The sequence below is a fragment of the Euryhalocaulis sp. genome (assembly GCF_013911995.1).
GTDB lineage: Bacteria > Pseudomonadota > Alphaproteobacteria > Caulobacterales > Maricaulaceae > Euryhalocaulis > Euryhalocaulis caribicus.
This window is the reverse complement of sequence record NZ_JACESD010000053.1, coordinates 1-20,395: the sequence shown is the minus strand read 5'-3', so window position 1 is coordinate 20,395 and position 20,395 is coordinate 1. Positions and strand designations below refer to the sequence as shown.

At 65.9% G+C, this 20,395-nt stretch carries 15 protein-coding genes; 11 read left to right on the top strand and 4 right to left on the bottom strand.

Annotation, left to right across the window (positions count from 1 at the left end; all coding sequences use genetic code 11):
• Window positions 1-251: isocitrate/isopropylmalate family dehydrogenase (locus tag H2040_RS12275; protein ID WP_287157746.1), on the top strand; the 251-nt coding region annotated here is incomplete at its 5' end.
• A gap of 4 nt (window positions 252-255) precedes the next feature.
• Here the strand turns inward: H2040_RS12275 and gltB are convergent.
• Together gltB and H2040_RS12265 are read right to left on the bottom strand one after the other, a co-directional pair.
• On the bottom strand, window positions 256-4,740 hold the full coding sequence (gltB, locus tag H2040_RS12270; protein WP_353844854.1) for a glutamate synthase large subunit: 4,485 nt from the start codon (window positions 4,738-4,740) through the stop codon (window positions 256-258).
• A gap of 38 nt (window positions 4,741-4,778) precedes the next feature.
• On the bottom strand, window positions 4,779-6,194 hold the full coding sequence (locus H2040_RS12265; protein ID WP_287157743.1) for an NAD(P)-dependent oxidoreductase: 1,416 nt from the start codon (window positions 6,192-6,194) through the stop codon (window positions 4,779-4,781).
• A gap of 218 nt (window positions 6,195-6,412) precedes the next feature.
• Here H2040_RS12265 and amt point away from each other — a divergent pair, with 218 nt between their 5' ends.
• From amt to H2040_RS12220, 9 genes are all read left to right on the top strand, one after another.
• Window positions 6,413-7,684, top strand: a complete 1,272-nt coding sequence (amt, locus tag H2040_RS12260; RefSeq protein ID WP_287157741.1) for an ammonium transporter AmtB — start codon at window positions 6,413-6,415, stop codon at window positions 7,682-7,684.
• Between the two features lie 139 nt (window positions 7,685-7,823).
• The gene (gene argC, locus H2040_RS12255; RefSeq protein ID WP_287157739.1) at window positions 7,824-8,840 is read left to right on the top strand and encodes an N-acetyl-gamma-glutamyl-phosphate reductase; all 1,017 of its coding nucleotides are present in this window, start codon (window positions 7,824-7,826) and stop codon (window positions 8,838-8,840) included.
• Window positions 8,837-9,997: a bifunctional glutamate N-acetyltransferase/amino-acid acetyltransferase ArgJ gene (argJ, locus tag H2040_RS12250; protein ID WP_287157737.1), complete on the top strand. Its 1,161-nt coding sequence runs from the start codon at window positions 8,837-8,839 to the stop codon at window positions 9,995-9,997. Before argC ends, argJ begins: the two co-directional genes overlap by 4 nt.
• Window positions 9,994-10,866: an acetylglutamate kinase gene (gene argB, locus H2040_RS12245; RefSeq protein WP_287157736.1), complete on the top strand. Its 873-nt coding sequence runs from the start codon at window positions 9,994-9,996 to the stop codon at window positions 10,864-10,866. The genes argJ and argB overlap by 4 nt, the downstream gene beginning before the upstream one ends.
• Complete coding sequence (argF, locus tag H2040_RS12240) at window positions 10,856-11,749, top strand: ornithine carbamoyltransferase (protein ID WP_287157735.1); 894 nt, start codon at window positions 10,856-10,858, stop codon at window positions 11,747-11,749. Before argB ends, argF begins: the two co-directional genes overlap by 11 nt.
• Window positions 11,750-11,753: 4 nt before the next feature.
• A complete protein-coding gene (gene argR, locus H2040_RS12235) occupies window positions 11,754-12,236 on the top strand; it encodes an arginine repressor (RefSeq protein WP_287157734.1) in 483 nt (160 codons plus the stop codon).
• A 19-nt stretch (window positions 12,237-12,255) separates the two neighbouring features.
• Window positions 12,256-13,455: an argininosuccinate synthase gene (locus tag H2040_RS12230; protein WP_022699127.1), complete on the top strand. Its 1,200-nt coding sequence runs from the start codon at window positions 12,256-12,258 to the stop codon at window positions 13,453-13,455.
• A 2-nt stretch (window positions 13,456-13,457) separates the two neighbouring features.
• A complete protein-coding gene (argH, locus tag H2040_RS12225) occupies window positions 13,458-14,837 on the top strand; it encodes an argininosuccinate lyase (protein WP_287157731.1) in 1,380 nt (459 codons plus the stop codon).
• A gap of 64 nt (window positions 14,838-14,901) precedes the next feature.
• Entirely contained in the window at window positions 14,902-15,162 is a 261-nt protein-coding gene (locus tag H2040_RS12220) for a hypothetical protein (RefSeq protein ID WP_287157729.1), read from the top strand.
• On the opposite strand, the gene H2040_RS12215 is transcribed toward H2040_RS12220, so the two are convergent.
• On the bottom strand, window positions 15,159-18,377 hold the full coding sequence (locus H2040_RS12215; RefSeq protein ID WP_353844853.1) for an efflux RND transporter permease subunit: 3,219 nt from the start codon (window positions 18,375-18,377) through the stop codon (window positions 15,159-15,161). The two genes, H2040_RS12220 and H2040_RS12215, sit on opposite strands and share 4 nt — an antisense overlap.
• A 36-nt stretch (window positions 18,378-18,413) precedes the next feature.
• Window positions 18,414-19,607, bottom strand: a complete 1,194-nt coding sequence (locus H2040_RS12210) for an efflux RND transporter periplasmic adaptor subunit (RefSeq protein ID WP_287157725.1) — start codon at window positions 19,605-19,607, stop codon at window positions 18,414-18,416.
• A gap of 103 nt (window positions 19,608-19,710) precedes the next feature.
• On the opposite strand from H2040_RS12210, the gene H2040_RS12205 reads away from it, so the two are divergent.
• A complete protein-coding gene (locus H2040_RS12205) occupies window positions 19,711-20,322 on the top strand; it encodes a TetR/AcrR family transcriptional regulator (protein WP_022699122.1) in 612 nt (203 codons plus the stop codon).
• The last annotated feature ends 73 nt before the right edge of the window (window positions 20,323-20,395 follow it).

Below are 20,395 nucleotides of genomic sequence, written 5' to 3'. Positions count from 1 at the left end.
GGGAGGGGCCGGGCCTGTTCGAACCCATCCACGGCTCGGCGCCGGATATCGCGGGGCAGGACAAGGCCAACCCGCTCGGCGCGGCGGCCAGCGCGGCGCTGCTGCTGCGGCATGGCCTGAAACTGGAAGACCCGGCGCAACGCATTGAGTCCGCCATCCGCAGCGTGCTGGCCGGCGGTGAAACTACGCCCGATATCGGCGGGACGCTGGGATGCCGGGCGGTGGGCGAGGCGCTGCTGAAGAGGCTCTAGGCGATCAGCGCTTGCCGCCGGCTTCCGCCGTCAGGCGTACGGTTTTCGCGCCTTCGGTCTCGCGCGGCGCGACAAGGCGGATATTGCGGGATTCCTCGATCCAGTCGTCCAGCAAGGCCTGCGCGCGGGGCGAGCCCGTGATGGCAAGATGCTGCTCGACCAGCGCCCGGCAGTCGGCGAGCGCCGCCTCGTCCGGTTCGCTGATCGCCGCGGTGTCGGGGTTCAGCAGGCCCTCCAGCCGCCGCGCCGGGTCATAGACGAAGGCGCGGCCCCCGGTCATCCCGGCGGCGAAATTATCCCCCACCGTGCCCAGGATCACCGCTTCCCCGCCAGTCATATACTCGCAGCCATGCGCGCCGCAGCCCTCGACCACCGTGGTCGCCCCGGAATTACGAACGGCAAAGCGCGGCCCCGCCGCGCCCGCGGCGAACAGCCGGCCGGACGTCGCGCCATAAAGACAGGCATTGCCCATCAGCGCGGGCGAGCCTTTCTCCGGCGGCGCATAAGCCGGGCGGATATGGATATGCGCGCCCGAAAGACCCTTGCCGACATAGTCGTTGGCTTCCCCCGTCAGGTCGAGGGTCAGCCCCTTCGCCCCGAACGCGCCCAGCGATTGCCCGGCCGCCCCGGTCAGGGTGAGGGTCAGCGCATTGTCGTCCAGCCCTTCAGGTCCGAACTGGCGCACGATGCGCGAGGACAGCGGCGCCCCGACCGTGCGATGCCCCGTGCTGACGTGGCGCTCGATACGCACCGGCTTGCCGGTCTCGAACAGCGGCGCGGCCTCGTCCATCAGATCGGCGTCCAGCGTCGGGTCCACCGGATTCGGCTTTCCGGGCGCGGGATTGGACCCGGCGATGCCCACGCCGTGCAGGATCGCGCCAAGGTCCAGATCGTCCAGATCCTCCGCCCCGCGCGCCGCCTGGTCCAGCAGGTCCGCGCGCCCGATAATCTCGCTAAGGGACCGCGCGCCCATCTCGGCCAGCTGCTCGCGCACGCTCTGCGCCAGGAACAGCATCAGATTGACCACATGGTCCGGCGCGCCGCCGAAATGCTTTCGCAGCGTCTCGTCCTGCGTGCAGACGCCCACCGGGCAGGTATTGGAATGGCACTGGCGCACCATCAGACAGCCCAGCGCGAGCAGCGAAACCGTGCCGACGCCAAATTCCTCCGCCCCCATCAGCGCGCCCATGATGATGTCGCGCCCGGTGCGCAGGCCGCCATCGGTGCGCAGGCGCACGCGCTGGCGCAGCCCGTTCATGGTCAGCATCTGGTGCGCCTCGGCCAGCCCCAGCTCCCACGGCGCGCCGGCGAACTTGATGGAGGTGAGGGGGGAAGCCCCGGTCCCACCGACATTGCCGGAGATCAGGATCGTGTCCGCCTTGGCCTTGGCGACGCCCGCGGCGATCGTGCCCACCCCGGCGCGGCTGACCAGTTTCACGGTCACCCGCGCGTCCGGGTTGATCTGTTTCAGGTCATAGATGAGTTGCGCCAGGTCCTCGATGGAATAGACATCGTGGTGCGGCGGCGGGCTGATCAGGGTGGTGCCCGGCACCGCGTGGCGCAGCTTGGCGATATAGGCGTTCACCTTGAAGCCGGGCAGCTGGCCGCCCTCGCCGGGCTTGGCGCCCTGGGCGACCTTGATTTCGATCTCGCCGCACTGGTTCAGATATTCGGCCGTCACCCCGAACCGGCCGGACGCGATCTGTTTGATCGCCGAATTCTCGTTGTCGCCGTTCTCGTGCAGCGTATAGCGCGCCCGGTCCTCGCCGCCCTCGCCGGAGACCGACCGCGCGCCCAGCCGGTTCATGGCGATGTTCAGCGCCCCGTGCGCCTCGGGCGACAGCGCGCCCAGCGACATGCCCGGCGTCAGGAAGCGTTTGACGATGTCCTCCGCCGGCTCGACCTCGTCCAGCGGCACAGGCTCGCCCAGCTTCTGGAATTTCAGCAGGTCGCGCAGCTGCACCGGCTCGCCGCCGGCCAGAATATCCTCGTATCGCCGGAACGCCTCGGCGTCATTGTTACGCACCGCGGTCTGCAGCGCGCTGACGATCTCCGCGCTCAGCGCGTGGCGCTCCTCGCCGGATCGCACGGCATAGAAGCCGCCGGCGCGCGGCGGGGCGGGCGGCGCGATCCATCCCTCCCGGTTAGCGACGGTCTGCCGCCGCTCCAGCCCTTTCAGGCCGATGCCCGAAATCCGGCTCGGCACGCCGGGGAAGAATTCATCCACCAGCGCCCGCGACAGGCCGATCGCCTCGAACAACAGGCCGCCGCGATAGGATGAGACGATGGATACCCCCATCCGCGCCATCACTTTCATGATGCCGCCCTCCAGCGCCGCCTTGTAGTTCAGCACAGCCGCCGACAGCGTCATGTCGCCCAGCTTTCCGGCGGCCTGCCGGTCGGCCAGCGCCTCGAACGCCAGATAGGGGCTGACGGTCGTCGCGCCGGCGCCGATCAGCACGGCCAGCGAATGTGGGTCCAGCACCTCCGCCGAGCGCACGTTCAGCGAACAATAGGTCCGCATCCCCGACGCGGTCAGGTGGGTGTGCACCGCGCTGACCGCCAGCGCGCTGGGGATGGCGGCCTGTCCAGGCCCCTGGAATTCATCGGTCAGGAAGATGTGTTCGGCGCCTTCGCGCACGGCGCGTTCGGCCGCCTCGCGGATGCGGTCCAGCGCGCCCTTCAGGCGCAGGCCGGTCGCCTCGCCGGGCTCCGCGCCGAACGTGCAGTCGATCTCCACCGCCGCGTCGCCCAGCAGGCGGCGCATCCGCTCATACATGCCGTTGGTCAGGACCGGGCTTTCCAGCGTGTAGACGTCTGTCTGGGTGGAATCCTCGGCCAGGATATTGCCCAGATTCTTGAACCGGGTTTTCAGGCTCATCACCCGGTCTTCGCGCAGATAATCGATCGGCGGATTGGTGACCTGGCTGAAATTCTGCCGGAAGAAATGCGATAGCGGCCGCGGCCGGTCGGAAAGCACGGCCAGCGGGCTGTCATCGCCCATGGAGCCGATGGCTTCCTTCCCAGTCTCGATCATCGGCTGAAGGACCTTTTCCAGATCCTCCCGGCTGACGCCCGCGGCGCGCTGGCGGCGGTGCAGTTCCGTCTCGCCATACAGGCGCGGCTCGGACCCGGGTCCGATCTTGGGGTCCAGCTCCGCGACATTCTTCAGCCAGTCGCGGAACGGCCAGGCCCGCGCCAGCCGCGCATCCGTCTCGTTCTCGCGGTAGAAGCGTCCGTTCTCCAGGTTCACCGAAATCGCGCGGCCCGGCCCCAGCGCCCCGCGCTCGGCGATCCGCGATTCCTCCAGCCCGAACATCCCGGCCTCGGACCCGGCCAGAACCAGCCCGTCATGCGTGGCGGCCCAGCGCAGCGGACGCAGCCCGTTGCGGTCCAGCCCCGCCACCGCCCAGCGCCCGTCACAGGCGGCAATCGCCGCCGGCCCGTCCCACGGCTCCATCACCGCGTTGCAATAGGCGTAGAGCGCGCGCGTATCCTCCGGCATCAGCCCGGCCCGCTTGGACCATGCCTCGGGGATCAGCAGCGCCTTGGCCATCGGCGCGGTCCGTCCGGCGCGCACCACCAGCTCGAACGCCTGGTCGAGTGAGGCGGAGTCGGAGCTTCCCGGCTGGATCACCGGCTTCACGTCCTCGCAGGATGCGCCGAAGGCCCGGCTCGCCATGCGGATCTCGTGGCTGCGCATCCAGTTGACGTTGGCCTTCAGCGTATTGATCTCGCCATTATGGGCCAGCATGCGGAAGGGCTGGGCAAGCTTCCATTCCGGGAAGGTATTGGTCGAGAAACGCTGGTGCAGAATGGCGAAGTCGGACTTCCAGTCCTCGTCCTGCAAATCCAGATAGAATTCCGCGATCCGTTCGGACCGGAACATCCCCTTATAGATCACGTCCCGCCGCGACAGGGAGCAGACATAAAGCTCGGGGATATTGGCGTTCAGCGCCCGCCGCTCGATCCGCCGCCGGACCAGGTACAGCTCGCGCTCCACGCTGCGCCCGTCGCGACCGGCCGGGTCGTGAAACAGGATCTGCTCGATATTCGGGCGCACCGCCTCGGCGTGCTCGCCCAGAATGGAGATATCCACCGGCACGGCGCGCCAGCCGAACAGGAAGAACCCGGCGCGCACCATCTCCGATTCCACGATGGTCCGCGCCGCTTCCTGCGACTCCAGGTTCCGGCGGGGCAGGAAGATCATTCCCACGCCCACTTCCGCGCCGTCCGCGTCATGGCCGGTGCGGGCGGCGTGGCGGCGGAAGATGTCCTGGTCGATGGCGATGCGGATTCCCGCGCCGTCGCCCGATTCCTCGTCCGCGGCCACGGCGCCGCGATGGGCGACCGCCTTCAGGCCGTGGATGGCCAGGTCGACGATCTCTCGCCGCGGCGTCCGGTCGGTGGCGGTGATCAGGCCGACGCCGCAGGCGTCATGCTCGTCCGCCGGGTCATAGAGTCCCCGCGACGCCAGGTCATGTTTCAGAAGCGACCGGGCGTGAAAATCGGCGGCGGGGCCGCCGCTCACGCGGCGACCTCGATCATGTCTTCCAGATGCCGCGCAATCGATTCGCTGGCGGTCAGCGCGTCCTTCAGCGCCCACACCACCAGGGACGGCCCGCGCACCAGATCGCCCGCGGCGAACACGCCCGGAATGGTGGTTTCCAGCGTTTTCGGGTCGGCGTGCACGCAGCCGCGCGCATTGATGCGCAGCGTCTCTTCGCCGCCCAGCGCGCCCGCGTCTTCCGGCGAAAAGCCCAGCGCCTCGATCACCATGTCGGCGTTCATCACGCGTTCGGGATCGCCGCTCGGCACGGGGCGGCGGCGTCCGCCTTCCGCTTCGCCCAATGCCATCGGCTGGACGCTGATCTCGCAGCCGTTCAGACGGGCCGGGGCGGAGAGCCACTCGAAGACTACCCCTTCGCCTTCGGCGTATCCGACCTCGCGCGCCGATCCGGGCATATTCTCCCGGTCGCGCCGATACAGACACGTCACGCTCTCCGCGCCCTGACGCACGGCGGTGCGGACGCAATCCATCGCCGTGTCTCCGCCGCCCACCACGACCACGCGCTTGCCGCGCGCGTCCAGCGCCCCGGATTCGAAATCCGGAACCGCGTCCCCCAACCCCTTGCGATTGGATGCGGTGAGATATTCAAGCGCCGGGATCGTGGCGGATTCCTCGCATCCCGGCGTGTCCAGACGCCGCGCGGCATAGGCCCCGAAGGCCAGCAGAACAGCGTCGTGTTCTTCGCGCAGATCGGCCAGCGCGCCGTCTCGCCCCAGCGACCAGTTATAGCGGAATGTCACGCCGCCTTCGGCCAGGGCGCGGGCGCGGCGTTCGGGAATCGCCTTGTCCAGCTTGAAGTTCGGAATGCCATAGATCATCAGGCCCCCGGCGCGGTCATACCGGTCATAGACGGTGACCGCGTATCCCTGCCGGCGCAGCTTCTCCGCCGCCGCCATGCCCGCCGGCCCGGCCCCGACAATCCCGACAGACTGGCCGCGTTCGGTGGCGGGACGGATGGGTTCAACCCAGCCTTCGCGGACCGCGGTATCGGTCAGCCAGCGTTCCACCGCGCCAATCGTCACGGTGCCGAACCCGGCCTTCTCGACCACGCAATTGCCTTCGCACAACCGGTCCTGCGGGCAGACCCGGCCACAGACTTCCGGCATCGGGTTGGTGGAGACCGAAACCTCATAGGCCTCGCGCGTCCGCCCCTCGGCGGCCAGTTGCAGCCAGTCCGGGATGTGATTGCCCAGCGGGCAGTGCGCCTGGCAGAACGGAATCCCGCATTGCGAGCAGCGCGAGGCCTGTTCGGCGGCCTTTTCGATAATGAAGTCCTGGTGGATTTCCCCGAAATCGGATGTGCGCGAGCCTGCGTCCCGCACATCGGGCGGCCCGTAATCGATTTCCGAGAATTTCAGCAGCCGCGACCCCATCGCTCTCCTTCCGCCTGGATCGAAACCTTAACAGAATTTCGCAGGTGCACAAATCAGGTCTGTTTTGCGTTTGTGGAAAACAGCGAAAAATCTTGTTCAGGTGCGGCAATCTGTGCCGGTCTTACGCAACAGGATTTCGAAACCGCACATTGCGCTGCAACAAGAATTGCCCTTACGATCCCCGGCGGGAAGAGACTCGCAAGAAGACGGGACGGGGCATGTTTGAAATTATGATGGGCGCGGCGGCGCCGGCGGCCGGGGCGGTTCAGCCCTATGTCGACAACACGATGCTGCTGCTGGTCAGCGCCATGGTCGTGATGTTCATGGCGGCGGGATTTTGCTGCCTTGAGGGCGGATTGGTCCGCCAGAAGAACGTCGCGGCGATCTGCCTGAAGAATATCTCGCTCTTCTCTCTGGCGTGTATCGCCTATTATCTCGTCGGTTACCGCCTGATGTATGACGGCGTCGATGGCGGTTTTATCGGCACGCTCGGCGTCTGGTCGCCGGGGCCGATGGATGAGGCCAATGGCGACATGGCCGCCTCCGCCGACTGGATATTTCAGACCGTGTTCGTCGCCACCGCCGCCTCTGTGGTGTCCGGCACGCTGGCCGAACGGATCAAGCTCTGGCCCTTCCTGTTCTTCGTCCTGATCCTCACCGCCATCATCTATCCCATTACCGGCGCGTGGAAATGGGGCGAGGGCTGGCTGGCCGTTCGCGGGTTCCAGGATTTCGCCGGCTCCACGCTGGTCCATTCGGTGGGCGGCTGGTCGGCGCTGACCGGCGCGATCATCCTGGGTCCGCGCCTCGGGAAATATCTGGATGACGGCCGCGTGCGGCCTTTCCCCGGCTCCAATCTGCCCTTCGCGACGCTGGGCGTTTTCATCCTCTGGCTGGGCTGGTTCGGCTTCAATGGCGGCTCGCAACTGGCCGCCGGCACGATCTCCGACGCCAATGCGGTCGCCAAGATTTTCGCCAATACGAATATCGCCGCCTGCGCGGGCGTTCTCACCGCCATGGCGATCAGCCAGCTTCACTATGGCAAGGTCGATCTGACGCTGGCCCTGAACGGCGCGATCGGCGGTCTGGTTTCCATCACCGCTGAGCCTTTGGCCCCGGCGCTGTGGCAATCGATGATTGTCGGCGGGGTGGGCGGTGTTCTGGTGGTCTATGCGGTGCCGCTGCTGGACAGGCTGAAGATTGACGACGTGGTCGGCGCCATACCGGCGCATCTGGTCTGCGGGATCTGGGGCACGCTGGTCGTCGCATGGACGGGGATGAGCGCGGAAACCGGCTTCTTCACGCTCCTCGGCAGCCAGCTTCTGGGCGTCGTGTCGATTGGCGCGTTTGTCGTTGCATCGACTCTGGGCGTCTGGTTCGCCATTGACCGGACAGTCGGCCTGCGTGTCAGCGCGGAAGACGAACAGACCGGCCTCGACCAGACGGAGCTCGGGATAGAGGCCTATCCTGATTTCCTGGCGCGCGGCTGAGTTCAACACCTTTTCCAACAGAAATGGCGGCGTCCGGCGATATTCCGGGCGCCGCTATTTTGCGCGCGCTGCACGGGCGTGAAAATTCCTGCATTCATCATATTGCATAAATATACATAAACATGCATAAGCCGCCGCTATGACGATTGCAGCGGCGATATTCGGGGCCTCGGGCTATGCCGGGGCGGAGCTTTTGCGGCTTCTGGGCGGACATCCGTCCATCAAGCCCTGCGCGCTGTTCGCGCACAGCCGCGCCGGAGTGGCGCTGGCTGAAGACAGCCCGCAATTCGACGGGGCTGATAACGGGGCGGCCCTGGAGTCATTCGAGGGCGATCTGAAGGGCGCGGAGCTGGTTTTTCTGGCGCTTCCGCACGGTGAATCGCAGAAAATCGCGCCGGAACTGGCGCAAAAAGGCGTGAAAATCGTCGATCTCGGCGCCGATTTCCGCTTTTCCGACGCCGGAACCTACGAAAACTGGTACGGAAAACCCCATGACGCGCCGGCCTTTCTGAGCCGGTTTGTTTACGGTTTGCCGGAAAAAAACGCTGAAATCATTGCGAAATCGGACCTTGTCGCCGCTCCCGGCTGCTATCCGACGGCCGCGATCCTGTCGCTCATGCCGCTGGTTCAGGCCGGTCTGGTGGACGCAAACCGTATCGTGGTGAACGCCGCTTCGGGCGTATCCGGGGCGGGCCGGGCGGCCAATGCGGCTAATATGTTCTGCGAAATCGACGGCTCCATGCGCGCCTACGGCCTCGTGAACCACCGCCACACGGGCGAAATCGAGGCGCTGCTGGACGCGCAAGTGCTGTTCACGCCCTCACTCGCGCCCATGAGCCGGGGAATCCTGAGCGTCGCGACGGCCCCCGCAACATCAAAAGCGGCCGCAACGGATGCGCTGGAATGCCTCGAAGCGGCCTATGCCGGCGCGCCTTTCGTCACGGTTTCGGAGCGGTCCCCGGCCACGAAATGGACGTTGGGGACCAACCGCGCGCACCTGACAGCGCGTTACGACGCCCGGACGGGAAGCATTCTGGCCATTGCCGCCCTCGACAACCTCGTGAAAGGGGCCGCCGGGCAGGCGATTCAATGCGCAAATCTGATGTTCGGCCTTGATGAAACGGCCGGTCTTGAAATGACGGGAGTAACGCCATGAGCGTGACTTACGCCCAGGGATTCATGGCGGCGGGGCTGCATTGCGGGGTAAAACGCAAGCGCCCGGACCTCGCCATTATTGCAACGGAGGACGGAAAACCCGTCCCCGCGGCGGCGGTTTTCACCAAAAACCGCTTTGCCGCGGCCCCCGTTCAGGTCAGCCGCGACCATCTTCAGGCATCCAATGGCCTCGCCGCGGGCGTCATCGTGAACTCCGGAAACGCCAATGCGGGCACGGGCGAACCCGGAATCCGCGACGCCAGGGCCATGTCCAAGGCCGCCGCCGCCGCGCTGGGCTGCACGCCGGAGGAAATGCTGGTCTGCTCCACCGGCCTGATCGGCAAGACTTTGCCCATAGACGCGATCCTTTCGGGCGTCGGAAAGCTGGCGCCGGAGGGCGGAAAAGCCGCCAATGCCGCCGCCGCGAAGGCCATCCTGACCACCGATACGGTCACCAAGCAGGCGAAATTCGACGGCGAGGGCTTCTCTGTCGGCGCAATCGCCAAGGGTTCGGGCATGTTGCGGCCGGATATGGCCACCATGCTGGCCTTCATCACCACCGATGCGGACGTCTCGCCGGAGGTTTTGAGCCGGGTTCTGCGCGCCGCGGTGGATGATACCTTCAACACGCTGACCGTGGACGGCGCGATGTCGACCAATGACACGGTCATCCTGATGGCGTCGGGCCGGCGGGAAGCCCCGTCGGAGGCTGATCTTGAGGCCGGAATCCGCGCGGTGTGCGAAGATCTGGCGCTGCAAATGGCCCGGGACGCGGAGGGAAGGACCAAGATCGTGCGGGTCAATGTCACCGGCGCGGCCAGCGATTCAGAGGCCCGGCAGGTCGCCCGCTCCATCGCGGAGAACCAGCTTATCAAGTGTTCCTGGCATGGAAGCGACCCCTATTGGGGCCGGATTCTCTGCGAAGCCGGGGCCGGTGAGGCGCAATTCGACCCGGACAAGGCGCGTCTCAGCTATGGCGGCATAGAAATCGCCGCCGCCGGCGTGGAAATCGACCACGATTCCAAGGCTGTCGCGAAGCATATGGCGGGCGAGGAGATCGAAATCCTGCTGGATCTGGCGCTGGGCGCCGGGGCGGGGCGGATCGTCACGGTCGATCTGGGGCCGGGATACCTGAAAGAAAACGCGCAAACGTCATGAGCCAGTCCGCCGAAAACACCGCAAAAGTCCTGATCGAGGCGCTGCCCTATATCCGGCGTTTCGATCAGTCGCTGATCGTCATCAAGCTGGGCGGCGCGGCGATGGAGGACGAGACTCTGTTCGCCCATTTCGCCGCGGACGTGATGCTGCTGCGCTCCATCGGGATGCGGCCGGTCATCGTTCATGGCGGCGGCCCGCAGATCAGCGCGTTTGGCGAGAAGCTGGGCCTGAAGCCGAAATTCAAGGACGGTCTGCGCGTCACCGATGCGGATACGCTGTCCGCCGCGCGCATGGTTTTGGGCAATATAAACAAGGACATCGTGGCCGCGATCAATCGCCGCGCGCCGGTGGCCGTGGGCCTGTCGGGCGAGGATGGCGGCCTGATCACCGCCGCGCCGGGCGATGCGGATCTGGGTCTTGTCGGCTCGGTCGCGCGGGTGCGGCCGGACCTGATCCAGCTCCTCACCAGTCAGCGCATGATCCCGGTGGTCACCGTTATCGGCCGCGACCTGACGGGGGAGGCCTATAATATCAACGCCGACGCCGGGGCTGCGGCGCTTGCCGCCAAGCTGGGCGCGAAAAAGGCGATTTTCCTGACCTCCACGCCCGGCCTGCTGGCCGATCTGGAGGACCCCGAAAGCACGGTCAGCGAGCTGTCGCTGGGCGAGCTTCAGCGCGTTCTGGACAGCGATCAGGCATTGGGCGGGATGCGCCCCAAGCTGGAAGCCTGTCTGGCGGCGGTCTCCGGCGGGGTGCCGCGGGCGCATATTATTGACGGGCGTATTCCGCACGCCCTGCTGATTGAACTTCTGACCGACAAGGGCGTCGGCACCATGGTGGCCGGGGAGTATGTGATCGATGAAGCCTGATCTTCTGCAGATTTCCGACCTCAGCCGCGAGGCGCTGACCCGGATTCTGGACCTCTCCGAAGAGGCCAATCCGCCGCGCGTTCTGGAGGGGCAGGGGGTCGCCCTGGTCTTCCAGAAACCCAGCGCCCGGACCCGCAATTCCATGGAAATGGCGGTGGTGCAGCTGGGCGGCCACCCGGTCACGATCCGGGACGAGGATGTGGGCCTCGGCACCCGCGAAACCCCCGAAGACGCGGCCCGGACGCTGGCCTGTTATCACGCCTGCATCGCCGCCCGGGTATTCGAGCACGAGCTTCTGGAATCCATGGCGGAGGCGGTGGATGCGCCGGTCATCAACATGTTGTCGCAGGATTCCCACCCCCTGCAGGCGCTGGCCGATATCCTGACCATGCGGCAAGCGATCGGGGATCTTAAAGGCGCGAAAATCGCCTATGTCGGGGATGTAAATAACGTCTCCCGCTCGCTGGCCGAGGCGGCTGCCATGCTGGACATGCACATGACCGTTGCGGCCCCGGAATCGGTGCATATGGCGGCGGGCGAGCTGGACCGGCTGAACGCGCTGGGCGGGGAAATATCCCAGACCGCGGACGCGGAAGCGGCGGTGAAGGACGCGCAATTCGTCTATACCGATGTCTGGACGTCCATGGGCGACAGCGACCCGGAAGGCGCGCGGGCGGCGATGTTCGCGCCCTATCAGGTCAATGCCGGCCTGATGGGCCTTGCGCCGGAGGCCGCCTTCCTGCACTGCCTGCCGGCCTATCGCGGGGCGGAAGTGACATCGGATGTGATCGACGGCCCGGCGTCTCTGGTCTGGAAACAGGCGGAGAACCGGATGCATACCGCCCGCGGAGCCTTGAGCTGGATCTTCCTGGGAGCGCTTTGAGATTATGGCGGGTGAACAGAAAATCGGCGCGGCGCGGCGACGAAGGATCGTGGGCGACTTCATCCGCAACGGCGACGCGGTCAGTCAGGAAGCCATCGTGAACCATCTGGCCGATCGCGGAATCGCGGTGACGCAGGCCACGGTTTCCCGGGATCTCGACGCCATCGGTGCCATCAAGGTGCGCATCGGCGGACGGCAGGGATACGCCCTGACCGAGGATGTCGGCGCCGCGCCGGACCTGACGGAAGAGCGGCTTCAGGAGCTGTTTTCCGAATGGATCCTGGCCGCGGAATCGGCGGGGCATCTGGTGGTCATCCGTACCCCGCCGGGGTCAGCCCACATGATCGGCGACGCGCTGGACCGCGTCAGCTGGGAATCGGTCGCCGGCACGGTGGCCGGTGACGACACCATCATGGTCATCGCCCGCGACGGCCATCCCGTGAAAGACCTTCTGGCGCGCGTGAAATCGCTCGCCGCACTCGATTAGGACAGGAAAGACAAGGCTCATGGCTTCGAAGATCGTACTCGCCTATTCCGGCGGCCTCGACACCTCGGTCGCGGTCCCGTGGCTGAAGGAACATCAGGACGCGGACATCGTCTGCGCCGCGGTGGATGTGGGGCAGGACGCCCCGTGGGAACAGATGGAGGAGCGCGCCATGCGCGCCGGCGCGTCAGAGCTGCGCGTGATCGACGCCAAGGCCGAGTTTGCCCGCGATTATTGCTTTCCGGCCCTGAAAGCCGGGGCGCTGTACGAGGACCGCTATCCGCTGATTTCCGCCCTGTCGCGGCCGCTGATCGCCCAGAAGCTGGTGCAGGTCGCCCGCGAAACCGGCGCGGATGCGCTGGCCCATGGCTGCACCGGCAAGGGCAATGATCAGGTGCGGTTCGAGGTGTCGATGCGGGCGCTGGCGCCGGACCTGGAAATCGTCGCGCCGGTCCGCCACTGGGGCATGAACCGGGCCGATTGTCTGGTCTATGCGCAGGAGCGGGGAATCCTCGTCTCCGCCACGCGGGAGCGGCCCTATTCCATCGACGACAATCTCTGGGGCCGGGCCATTGAGTGCGGCGAGATGGAGGACACCTGGGCCGCGCCGCCGGACGATATCTGGGAGATGACCCAGCGCACGGCGGAGGGCCGGGAAGAGCTGATCATCGCGTTCGAGGAAGGCGTTCCGGTCTCCATCGACGGCAAGGCGATGACCCCGCATGAGCTTGTGCTGGCGCTGAATGCGCGGGTCGGACCATATGGCTGGGGCCGGATCGACATGGTCGAAAACCGGCGCGTCGGCATCAAGTCCCGCGAATGCTATGAAGCGCCGGGCGCGATGGCGCTTTATGCCGCCCGGCGGGAGCTGGAAAGCCTGTGTCTGGAGCGGGATCTGGAGCGGTTCCGCCGGGAAGTCGCCCACCGCTATGCCAATCTGATCTATGACGGCCTGTGGTTCTCCCCGCTTCGGGAGTCGCTGGACGCCTTTGTCGCCACGGCGGACAAGACGGTCTCGGGCGAGGTGCGGTTGCGGCTGGAGCCGGGCAGCCTGATCTCCACCGGCCGCCGTTCCGATCAGTCCCTGTATGACAGCGGGCTGGCGACCTATGACGAGGGCGACCTGTTCCGTCACGAGGATTCCGCCGGGTTTGTGCGGCTGTGGGGCCTCTCCGCGCAGGTCTGGTCGCAGAAACAGGGACCGGCGTCCCGGGAGAAATAATCATGAGCACGCTCTGGTCCGGCCGCTTCGATTCCGGCCCCGCGGAAGCGCTGTGGGAGTACAGCGAAAGCCTGTCTTATGACCGGCGGCTGGCGGGCGACGACATCGCCGGCTCTCGCGCGCATGTGAAGGGCCTGAAGCGGGCCGGATTGCTGTCGGGCGAAGATGCTGACGCCATTCTTGCGGCGCTGGATCAGGCGTGGAGCGAGATCGAGGCCGGCGAGTTCGATTTCGATCGCGGCGAAGAGGATATCCATTCCGCCATCGAACGCCGGGTGACCGAGATCGCCGGGGATGCCGGCGCGCGCCTGCATACCGGGCGCAGCCGCAATGACCAGATCGCCACCGATCTGCGCCTGTTCCTGAAGCGGGAACTGGCCGGGACGGCGCGGCGGGTTCTGGCGCTGCAGGAAGTGCTGCTGGCACGGGCGGAGGGCGAGGAAGATACGCCGCTGCCGGGCCTGACGCATTTGCAGGCGGCGCAGACGGTCTCGCTGGCCCATCACCTGATGGCGCACGCCTGGGGTCTGTCGCGTGATTTCGAGAGGCTGATGGAGGCGCGGGACCGCGCCGACGTCTCGCCGCTGGGCGCGGGCGCGCTGGGCGGGTCGGCGCTGCCGCTGGATCCGGAATTCACGGGCGGCGAGCTTGGCTTTGCGGGCGTGTTCGACAACTCGCTGGACGCGGTTTCGGACCGGGATTTCGTGGCCGATGCGCTGCATGCGCTGGCCATGGTCGGGGTGCGGCTGTCCAAGATGGGGGAGGAGGTGATCCTCTGGGCCTCGGACGGGTTCCGATATGTCAGCCTGCATGACGAATGGTCGACCGGATCCTCCATGCTTCCGCAGAAGAAAAACCCGGATATCGCCGAGCTGGCGCGCGGCAAGGCCGGGCGGATCATTGGCGCGCTGGCCGGTTTCCTGACCACGCTGAAAGGCCTGCCGCTGGCCTATAACCGTGACCTGCAGGAGGACAAGGAGCCGGTCTTCGACGCCCTCGATCAGGTCAATCGCGGCCTTCTGGCGATGGGCGGCCTCTATGACACGCTGACCTTCAACCGCGACCGGATGAGCGAGGCGGCGTCCAGCGAATATCTGCTGGCCATCGATATCGCCGACGTTCTGGTCAATGACGGCACGCCCTTCCGCAAGGCGCACGAGAAGGTCGGCGCGCTGGTGCGCAAGGCGATGGAGAGCGACGAGTCGCTGGTGGCGCTGGCCGAAAGCAATCTCGGGATCGTGCTTGAGGTGACGCCCTCATCGGGCGCGGCCTCTCTGGCCCGCCGGGCGACGCGCGGCGGCGCGGGACCCGAAGCGGTCAGGGCGCAGGCCGCAAGGCTGACGGCGCGTCTGGCCGAACAGCGGGCGGCCTTGCCTGACTGAGCGCTGGAAACACTTTGCGGCGTTCCGGGTTTAGCTGGCTGCAGCAAGCAGTCAGGATTGTCGCATGGCCGAAGAGAGAATTCCCCAGTTCGTGGCGTATCTGGATGAGCCGGAAGAAGCGCTGGACCCGGACGAATATCACGACGCCATTGAGCTGGGTGACGGGGTCTATCTGTTCCGGTCAGACCAGACGCTTTCCAAACTCTATCACGCGATAAAGCATCATGCCCGGCCCAAAGGCCTGTTTGTCGGCAAGCTGGACGGCGAGCCGAAATTCAAGGGCATGGCGGCCGGCGCTTTGAAATGGGTGCGGCGGGACCGTTAGGCCCCGCCTTGCTTTTTGTTGTCTTGCGCGACTTTCGGGGCGCCTGGCTCCTCGCGGTCCACGCCCTTCGGCAGTCTGTCGGAAATCCAGCGGAAGACGACATAGAAGACCGGGGTGAAAAGCAGACCGAAGACCGTCACGCCGATCATCCCGGAGAACACGGCGATGCCGATGGCCTGACGCATTTCCGCGCCCGGTCCGCTGGCGGTCGCCAGCGGCAACACCCCGAAGATGAAAGCGAAGGACGTCATCAGGATCGGCCGCAGGCGCACGCGCGCCGCATCGACGGCCGCCTCCGCGGGCGTCAGGCCGCGCTCTTCCTCGGCCTGTTTGGCGAATTCCACGATCAGGATGGCGTTCTTGGCCGCCAGCGCGATCAGCACAACCAGCCCCACCTGCACCAGGATATTGTTATCCAGCCCGGCCAGCCCGACGCCCACCATCGCGGCCAGCAGACACATCGGCACGATCAGGATCACCGCCATGGGCAGGGTGAAGGCCTCATAGTTCGCGGCCAGCACCAGGAAGACGAACACCACCGCCATCATGAAGACGAAGGCGGCCGAGCCGCTGGCCTGTTTCTGCTGATAGGCCAGGGTCGTCCATTCATAGGTGAAGCCGGGCGGCAGGACCTCCGCCGCCATTTTCTCCATGGCGGCCAGCGCCTCGCCCGATGAGACTCCGGGCGCGGCCTGTCCCTGCAATTCCACGGCGGGGAACAGGTTGTAGCGCACGACCCGGGTGGGGCCTGAGCGGTTCTCGATTTGCGCGATGGCGTCCAGCGGCACCATTTCGCCATTGGCGGCGCGCACTTTCAGGCTGGCAATGTCCGAGACATCATCGCGGAACGGCGCGTCGGCCTGCGCCACCACGCGGAAGGTGCGGCCCAGGAAGTTGAAATCATTGATGTAGCGCGAGCCGAGATAGACGCCCAGCGTGTTGTAGACCTCTGATGGCTGCACGCCCTGACGCAATGCCTGCGTCCGGTCGACATTGACCCGCACGCGCGGCGTGGAGGTGTTGAACAGGCTGAAGACCTGCGTCACCGCCGGGTTCTGCGAAGCCGCCCCCATCATGGCGCCGGAGGCCTGTTGCAATGCCGGATAGCCCTGATCCTGGGTGTCCTGGATCATCATGGTGAAGCCGCTGCCATTGCCCAGGCCCTGAACGGCGGGCGGGGCGATGATGAAGACATTGCTCTCCGATATCGCGCCGCCGAGCTGGCCGCTGAGACTCTGGGACAGCGCCGCGGCGCTGAGTCCGTCATGGCCTTCGCGTTCGCTGTGCTCGGTCAGGCGAATGAACATCGTGCCGGCGTTGGAGGCGAAGGAGAAGCTGGACCCGTCCAGCCCGGCGAAGGCGGCGACATCGTCCACGCCTTCCTGCTCGATCACCATTTCCCGGGCGCGGAGCATGATCTCGTTGGTGCGTTCCAGCGATGAGCCGGGCGGCAGCTGAACCACGCCGATCAGGAAGCCCTGATCCTGTTCCGGGATGAAGCCCGTGGGCGTGGAATTCAGGCGCCAGCCGGTCAGCGCCAGGAGGCCGGCATAGACGACCAGCATCAGCAGCGTCATGCGGACCAGCCGCGCGGTCAGGCGGCCGTAATTTTCGGACAGCCAGTCAAAGCCCTGATTGAACTTGTCCGCGCCATAGCGCAGCGGTTTCAGGAAGGCCGGGCCGCTATTGCGGTCCTCTTTCTTCTTGTGGGGCTTCAGGAAGAAGGCGGCCAGCGCCGGCGAAAGCGTCAGCGATACGATCAGCGAGATCACGCTGGCCGCGGCGATGGCGACGGCGAATTGACGATAGAAGATGCCGGGAATGCCGGGCGTGAAGGCGGTCGGCACGAACACCGAAATCAGCACCAGCCCGATGGCGATCAGCGCGCCGGAAACTTCCTCCATGGATCGTCTGGCGGCGGTTCGCGGATTATAGCCCTCGCGTATGTTCCGCTCGACATTCTCCACCACCACGATGGCGTCATCGACCACGATGCCGACAGCCAGAACCAGCGCGAACAGCGACAGGGAGTTGATCGAGAATCCGAGCGCCAGTTGCACGGCGAACACGCCGATGATGGAGACCGGAATGGCGACCAGCGGAATGATCGCCGCGCGCCAGGTCTGGAGGAAAACCAGAACCACGATCGCGACGATGGCCACGGCCTCCAGCAGGGTATGCTGGACGGCCTCCACCGAGGCGGCGACAAATTCGGTCGGGTTGTAGGGGATCAGGTAGCGGATGCCCTGCGGGAAGTTCTCCTTGGCCGATTCCATCTCCGTCAGCACGCGGTCTGCGGTGCCCAGCGCATTCGCGCCCGGCTGCTGGATGATGGCGAGCGCGATGCCGCGCTGCCCGTCGAAATAGCCGCGGACTCCGTAATCCTGCGACCCCAGCTCCACGCGCGCGACATCGCCCAGACGGGTGATCTGGCCGTCATCGCCGCGCTTGATCACGATATCGGCGAATTCTTCGGGATCGGCGAGGCGGCCTTGGACCTGCACGCCGATCTGGAAGGCGGCCGGGTCATTATCGAAGGGCGGTCCGCCGACCGAACCGGCGGCGGCCTGCACGTTCTGGGCGGCCAGCGCATTGGTGATGTCGGAGGCGTTCAGATTGCGCGCGGCGGCCTTTTCCGGGTCGATCCAGACGCGCATGGCGTAATTGCCGCCGCCGAAAACCTGAACCGCGCCCACGCCTTCCAGCCGCAACAGACGGTCGCGGAGCTGGGAGTTGGCGTAGTTGCCTATGTAGTCGGTATCGAGAGACTCATCGTCGGAGACCAGCGCCACGATCATCAGGAAGCCGGTGGACTGTTTCTCCACCACGACGCCGGTCTGGCGCACGATTTCAGGCAGCCGCGGCTCGGCGCGGTTCACGCGGTTCTGGACCAGCACCTGCGCCGCATCCAGATCGGTTCCCGGCTCGAACGTCACGGTGATGGAGACAGCCCCGTCGGACGTGGAGGAGGACTGCATGTAGATCATGCCCTCCACGCCGTTGATTTCCTGCTCCAGCGGGGCGGCCACCTGCAGGGCCGCGTCCTCGGCGGAAGCGCCCGGATAGGCGGCCTGCACGGCCACGGTCGGGGGCGCGATTTCCGGATATTGCGACAGCGCAAGGCGCGGATAGGCGAAGATGCCGATCAGCGTGATGAAGACGGAGATCACCAGCGCGAAAATCGGCCGGTCGATAAAGAATTTGGACATTCCCATGGGGCGTCCCTTCGCGGGCGAGAGGATTCTTGAGGCTTACTCGACGGGGATGGCGGCCGCGGCCGGCGATCCGCCGCCTTGCGCCGGATCCCCCGGCATGGCGGTTTCGGCCGTACGGCTGATCTCGCCGTCCGTGGGCGTTACCGGCGCGCCGGGCATGGCGCGCTGCAGGCCGTTGATGACCACGCGATCATTCGCCGAAAGCCCCGACTTGATCACGCGAAGATCGCCGCTGAGCGGGCCAAGCTCGACAGCGCGGGCCTCGACCTTGTTTTCCTCGCCCACGACATAGACCAGCCGCCGCGTCGCGTCGGACAGGATGGCGGTCTGCGGCACCAGGATGGCGTCATAGGGGGCGGTGCCCTGCATGCGGCCATCGCCATAAAGACCGGGGCGCAGGAAGCCGTCGGCATTGGGGATTTCGGCTTTCAGGCGGATCGTGCCGGTCGAGGAATCGACGCTGTTATCGGCGAAAGTGACATTGCCTTCCCAGCGGAATTCATTGTCGCCCTGCAAACGGATTTCCACCTCCGCGCCCTCGACCGAGCGGTTCTGCCGCTGATAGTTCAGCAGCGCGGACTCGGAGACGTCGAACACGAAATGGATTGGGTCGATGGAAACGATGGTGGTCAGCGTATCGGTTCCCGCGCTGACCAGATTGCCCGGATCGACGCGGCGGTCGGAGATGCGGCCCGAAATCGGCGCGGTGATCTTTGTGAAATCGAGGTTCAGCTGTTGCGAACGCAGATTGGCCTGTGCAGCGGAAAGATTGGCGTCGGCCTGTTGCGCGGCGGCGCGGGCGTTTTCCAGATCCTGTTCGGACACCGCTTCGGCGGCGCGCAGCTCATCGGCCCGGGTCAGGGCCTGACGCGCCTGTTCCAGCGTCGCACGGGCGCGGTTCACTTCACCGCGGGCGGACTCGACCGCCGCCTGATAGGGGCGCTGATCGATGGTGAACAGCAAATCGCCCTTTTCCACATGCTGGCCGTCCTGGAAATGGACCTCTTCCAGATAACCGTTCACGCGGGCGCGGATATTGACGCTTTCGGGGGATTCAAAGCGGCCGGCATAGGCGTCCCAGTCAACAACGCGCTCCACCAGCGGCGTGGCGGTGCTGACCTCGGGCGCGCCGGGGCCTTGCTGGGCGTTTTCGGAAGCGCCCTCGCCACATGCGGCAAGCAAGGCGGCGGACAGGCCCAGTACGGCAAATTTGATAAGGGGGCGCAACATAAATGGATCTCGCAAAAATAAACCCGCGCCCCCATGCTGGAATAAACCAGATTGAGTGGCGCGGCCAAACCGGCTGAGGGGGAAATTGTATGTTGCAGGTGCTTTGTCAACGCTCGTTGACAAAACTTTCTCAATCGCCCACCTCATCGGCGTGAACGAGAAACCGGAAACCCGCGTCCGTTGTGCGAGAACCACGCGAGACGCCATCCTGAACGCCGCCCGCGAGCAGTTCAGCCGAGACTCCTACGAGAATGTGGGCTTGCGCGACATCGCCGGGGCGGCCGGCGTGGATGCGGCGCTGGTCTGCCGGTATTTCGGGTCCAAGGCGGAACTGTTCGGCGAGGTGCTGACAAGTTCCGGCGATCCGGGGGAGCTGTTCCAGGAAGACCGGGCCGGATTTGGCGAGCGCGTCGCGACCATGCTGATCGACGAACCCCGGAATGACCGGAAAATGGAGGGCGTGCTGATCATGCTGCGTTCGGCGGCGTCGCCGGATGCTGCGGAACTGGTCAGGAACTCCATCGCCAAACGTTTCCACGAACCTTTCGCCGAATGGCTGGGCGGGCCGGACGCCGCGGTGCGCGCGCGGCTGATCGGCGGCATAATTCTGGGCATGTCGGTAAGCCGCGCGATGACGGACGGATACGGTCTGGACGATGCGGGCCGCGCCCGGTTGAAAGAGCGTCTGGCCGTGATGCTTCAGGCCTGCGTCTGAGCCGGGGTCCGAAACCCGGTTTACATCATATAACGATATCTTTATATCTTAATGCGCGCCGATTTGATGTTCA

Bases quoted from the DNA above. Each gene is read 5' to 3' on its own strand.
- amt (WP_287157741.1), top strand. From the start codon at position 6,413: ATGTTTGAAATTATGATGGGCGCGGCGGCGCCGGCGGCCGGGGCGGTT.
- H2040_RS12215 (WP_353844853.1), bottom strand. From the start codon at position 18,377: ATGGGAATGTCCAAATTCTTTATCGACCGGCCGATTTTCGCGCTGGTG.
- H2040_RS12265 (WP_287157743.1), bottom strand. From the start codon at position 6,194: ATGGGGTCGCGGCTGCTGAAATTCTCGGAAATCGATTACGGGCCGCCC.
- H2040_RS12220 (WP_287157729.1), top strand. From the start codon at position 14,902: ATGGCCGAAGAGAGAATTCCCCAGTTCGTGGCGTATCTGGATGAGCCG.
- argR (WP_287157734.1), top strand. From the start codon at position 11,754: ATGGCGGGTGAACAGAAAATCGGCGCGGCGCGGCGACGAAGGATCGTG.
- argH (WP_287157731.1), top strand. From the start codon at position 13,458: ATGAGCACGCTCTGGTCCGGCCGCTTCGATTCCGGCCCCGCGGAAGCG.
- argB (WP_287157736.1), top strand. From the start codon at position 9,994: ATGAGCCAGTCCGCCGAAAACACCGCAAAAGTCCTGATCGAGGCGCTG.
- argF (WP_287157735.1), top strand. From the start codon at position 10,856: ATGAAGCCTGATCTTCTGCAGATTTCCGACCTCAGCCGCGAGGCGCTG.
- argJ (WP_287157737.1), top strand. From the start codon at position 8,837: ATGAGCGTGACTTACGCCCAGGGATTCATGGCGGCGGGGCTGCATTGC.
- H2040_RS12230 (WP_022699127.1), top strand. From the start codon at position 12,256: ATGGCTTCGAAGATCGTACTCGCCTATTCCGGCGGCCTCGACACCTCG.
- argC (WP_287157739.1), top strand. From the start codon at position 7,824: ATGACGATTGCAGCGGCGATATTCGGGGCCTCGGGCTATGCCGGGGCG.
- H2040_RS12210 (WP_287157725.1), bottom strand. From the start codon at position 19,607: ATGTTGCGCCCCCTTATCAAATTTGCCGTACTGGGCCTGTCCGCCGCC.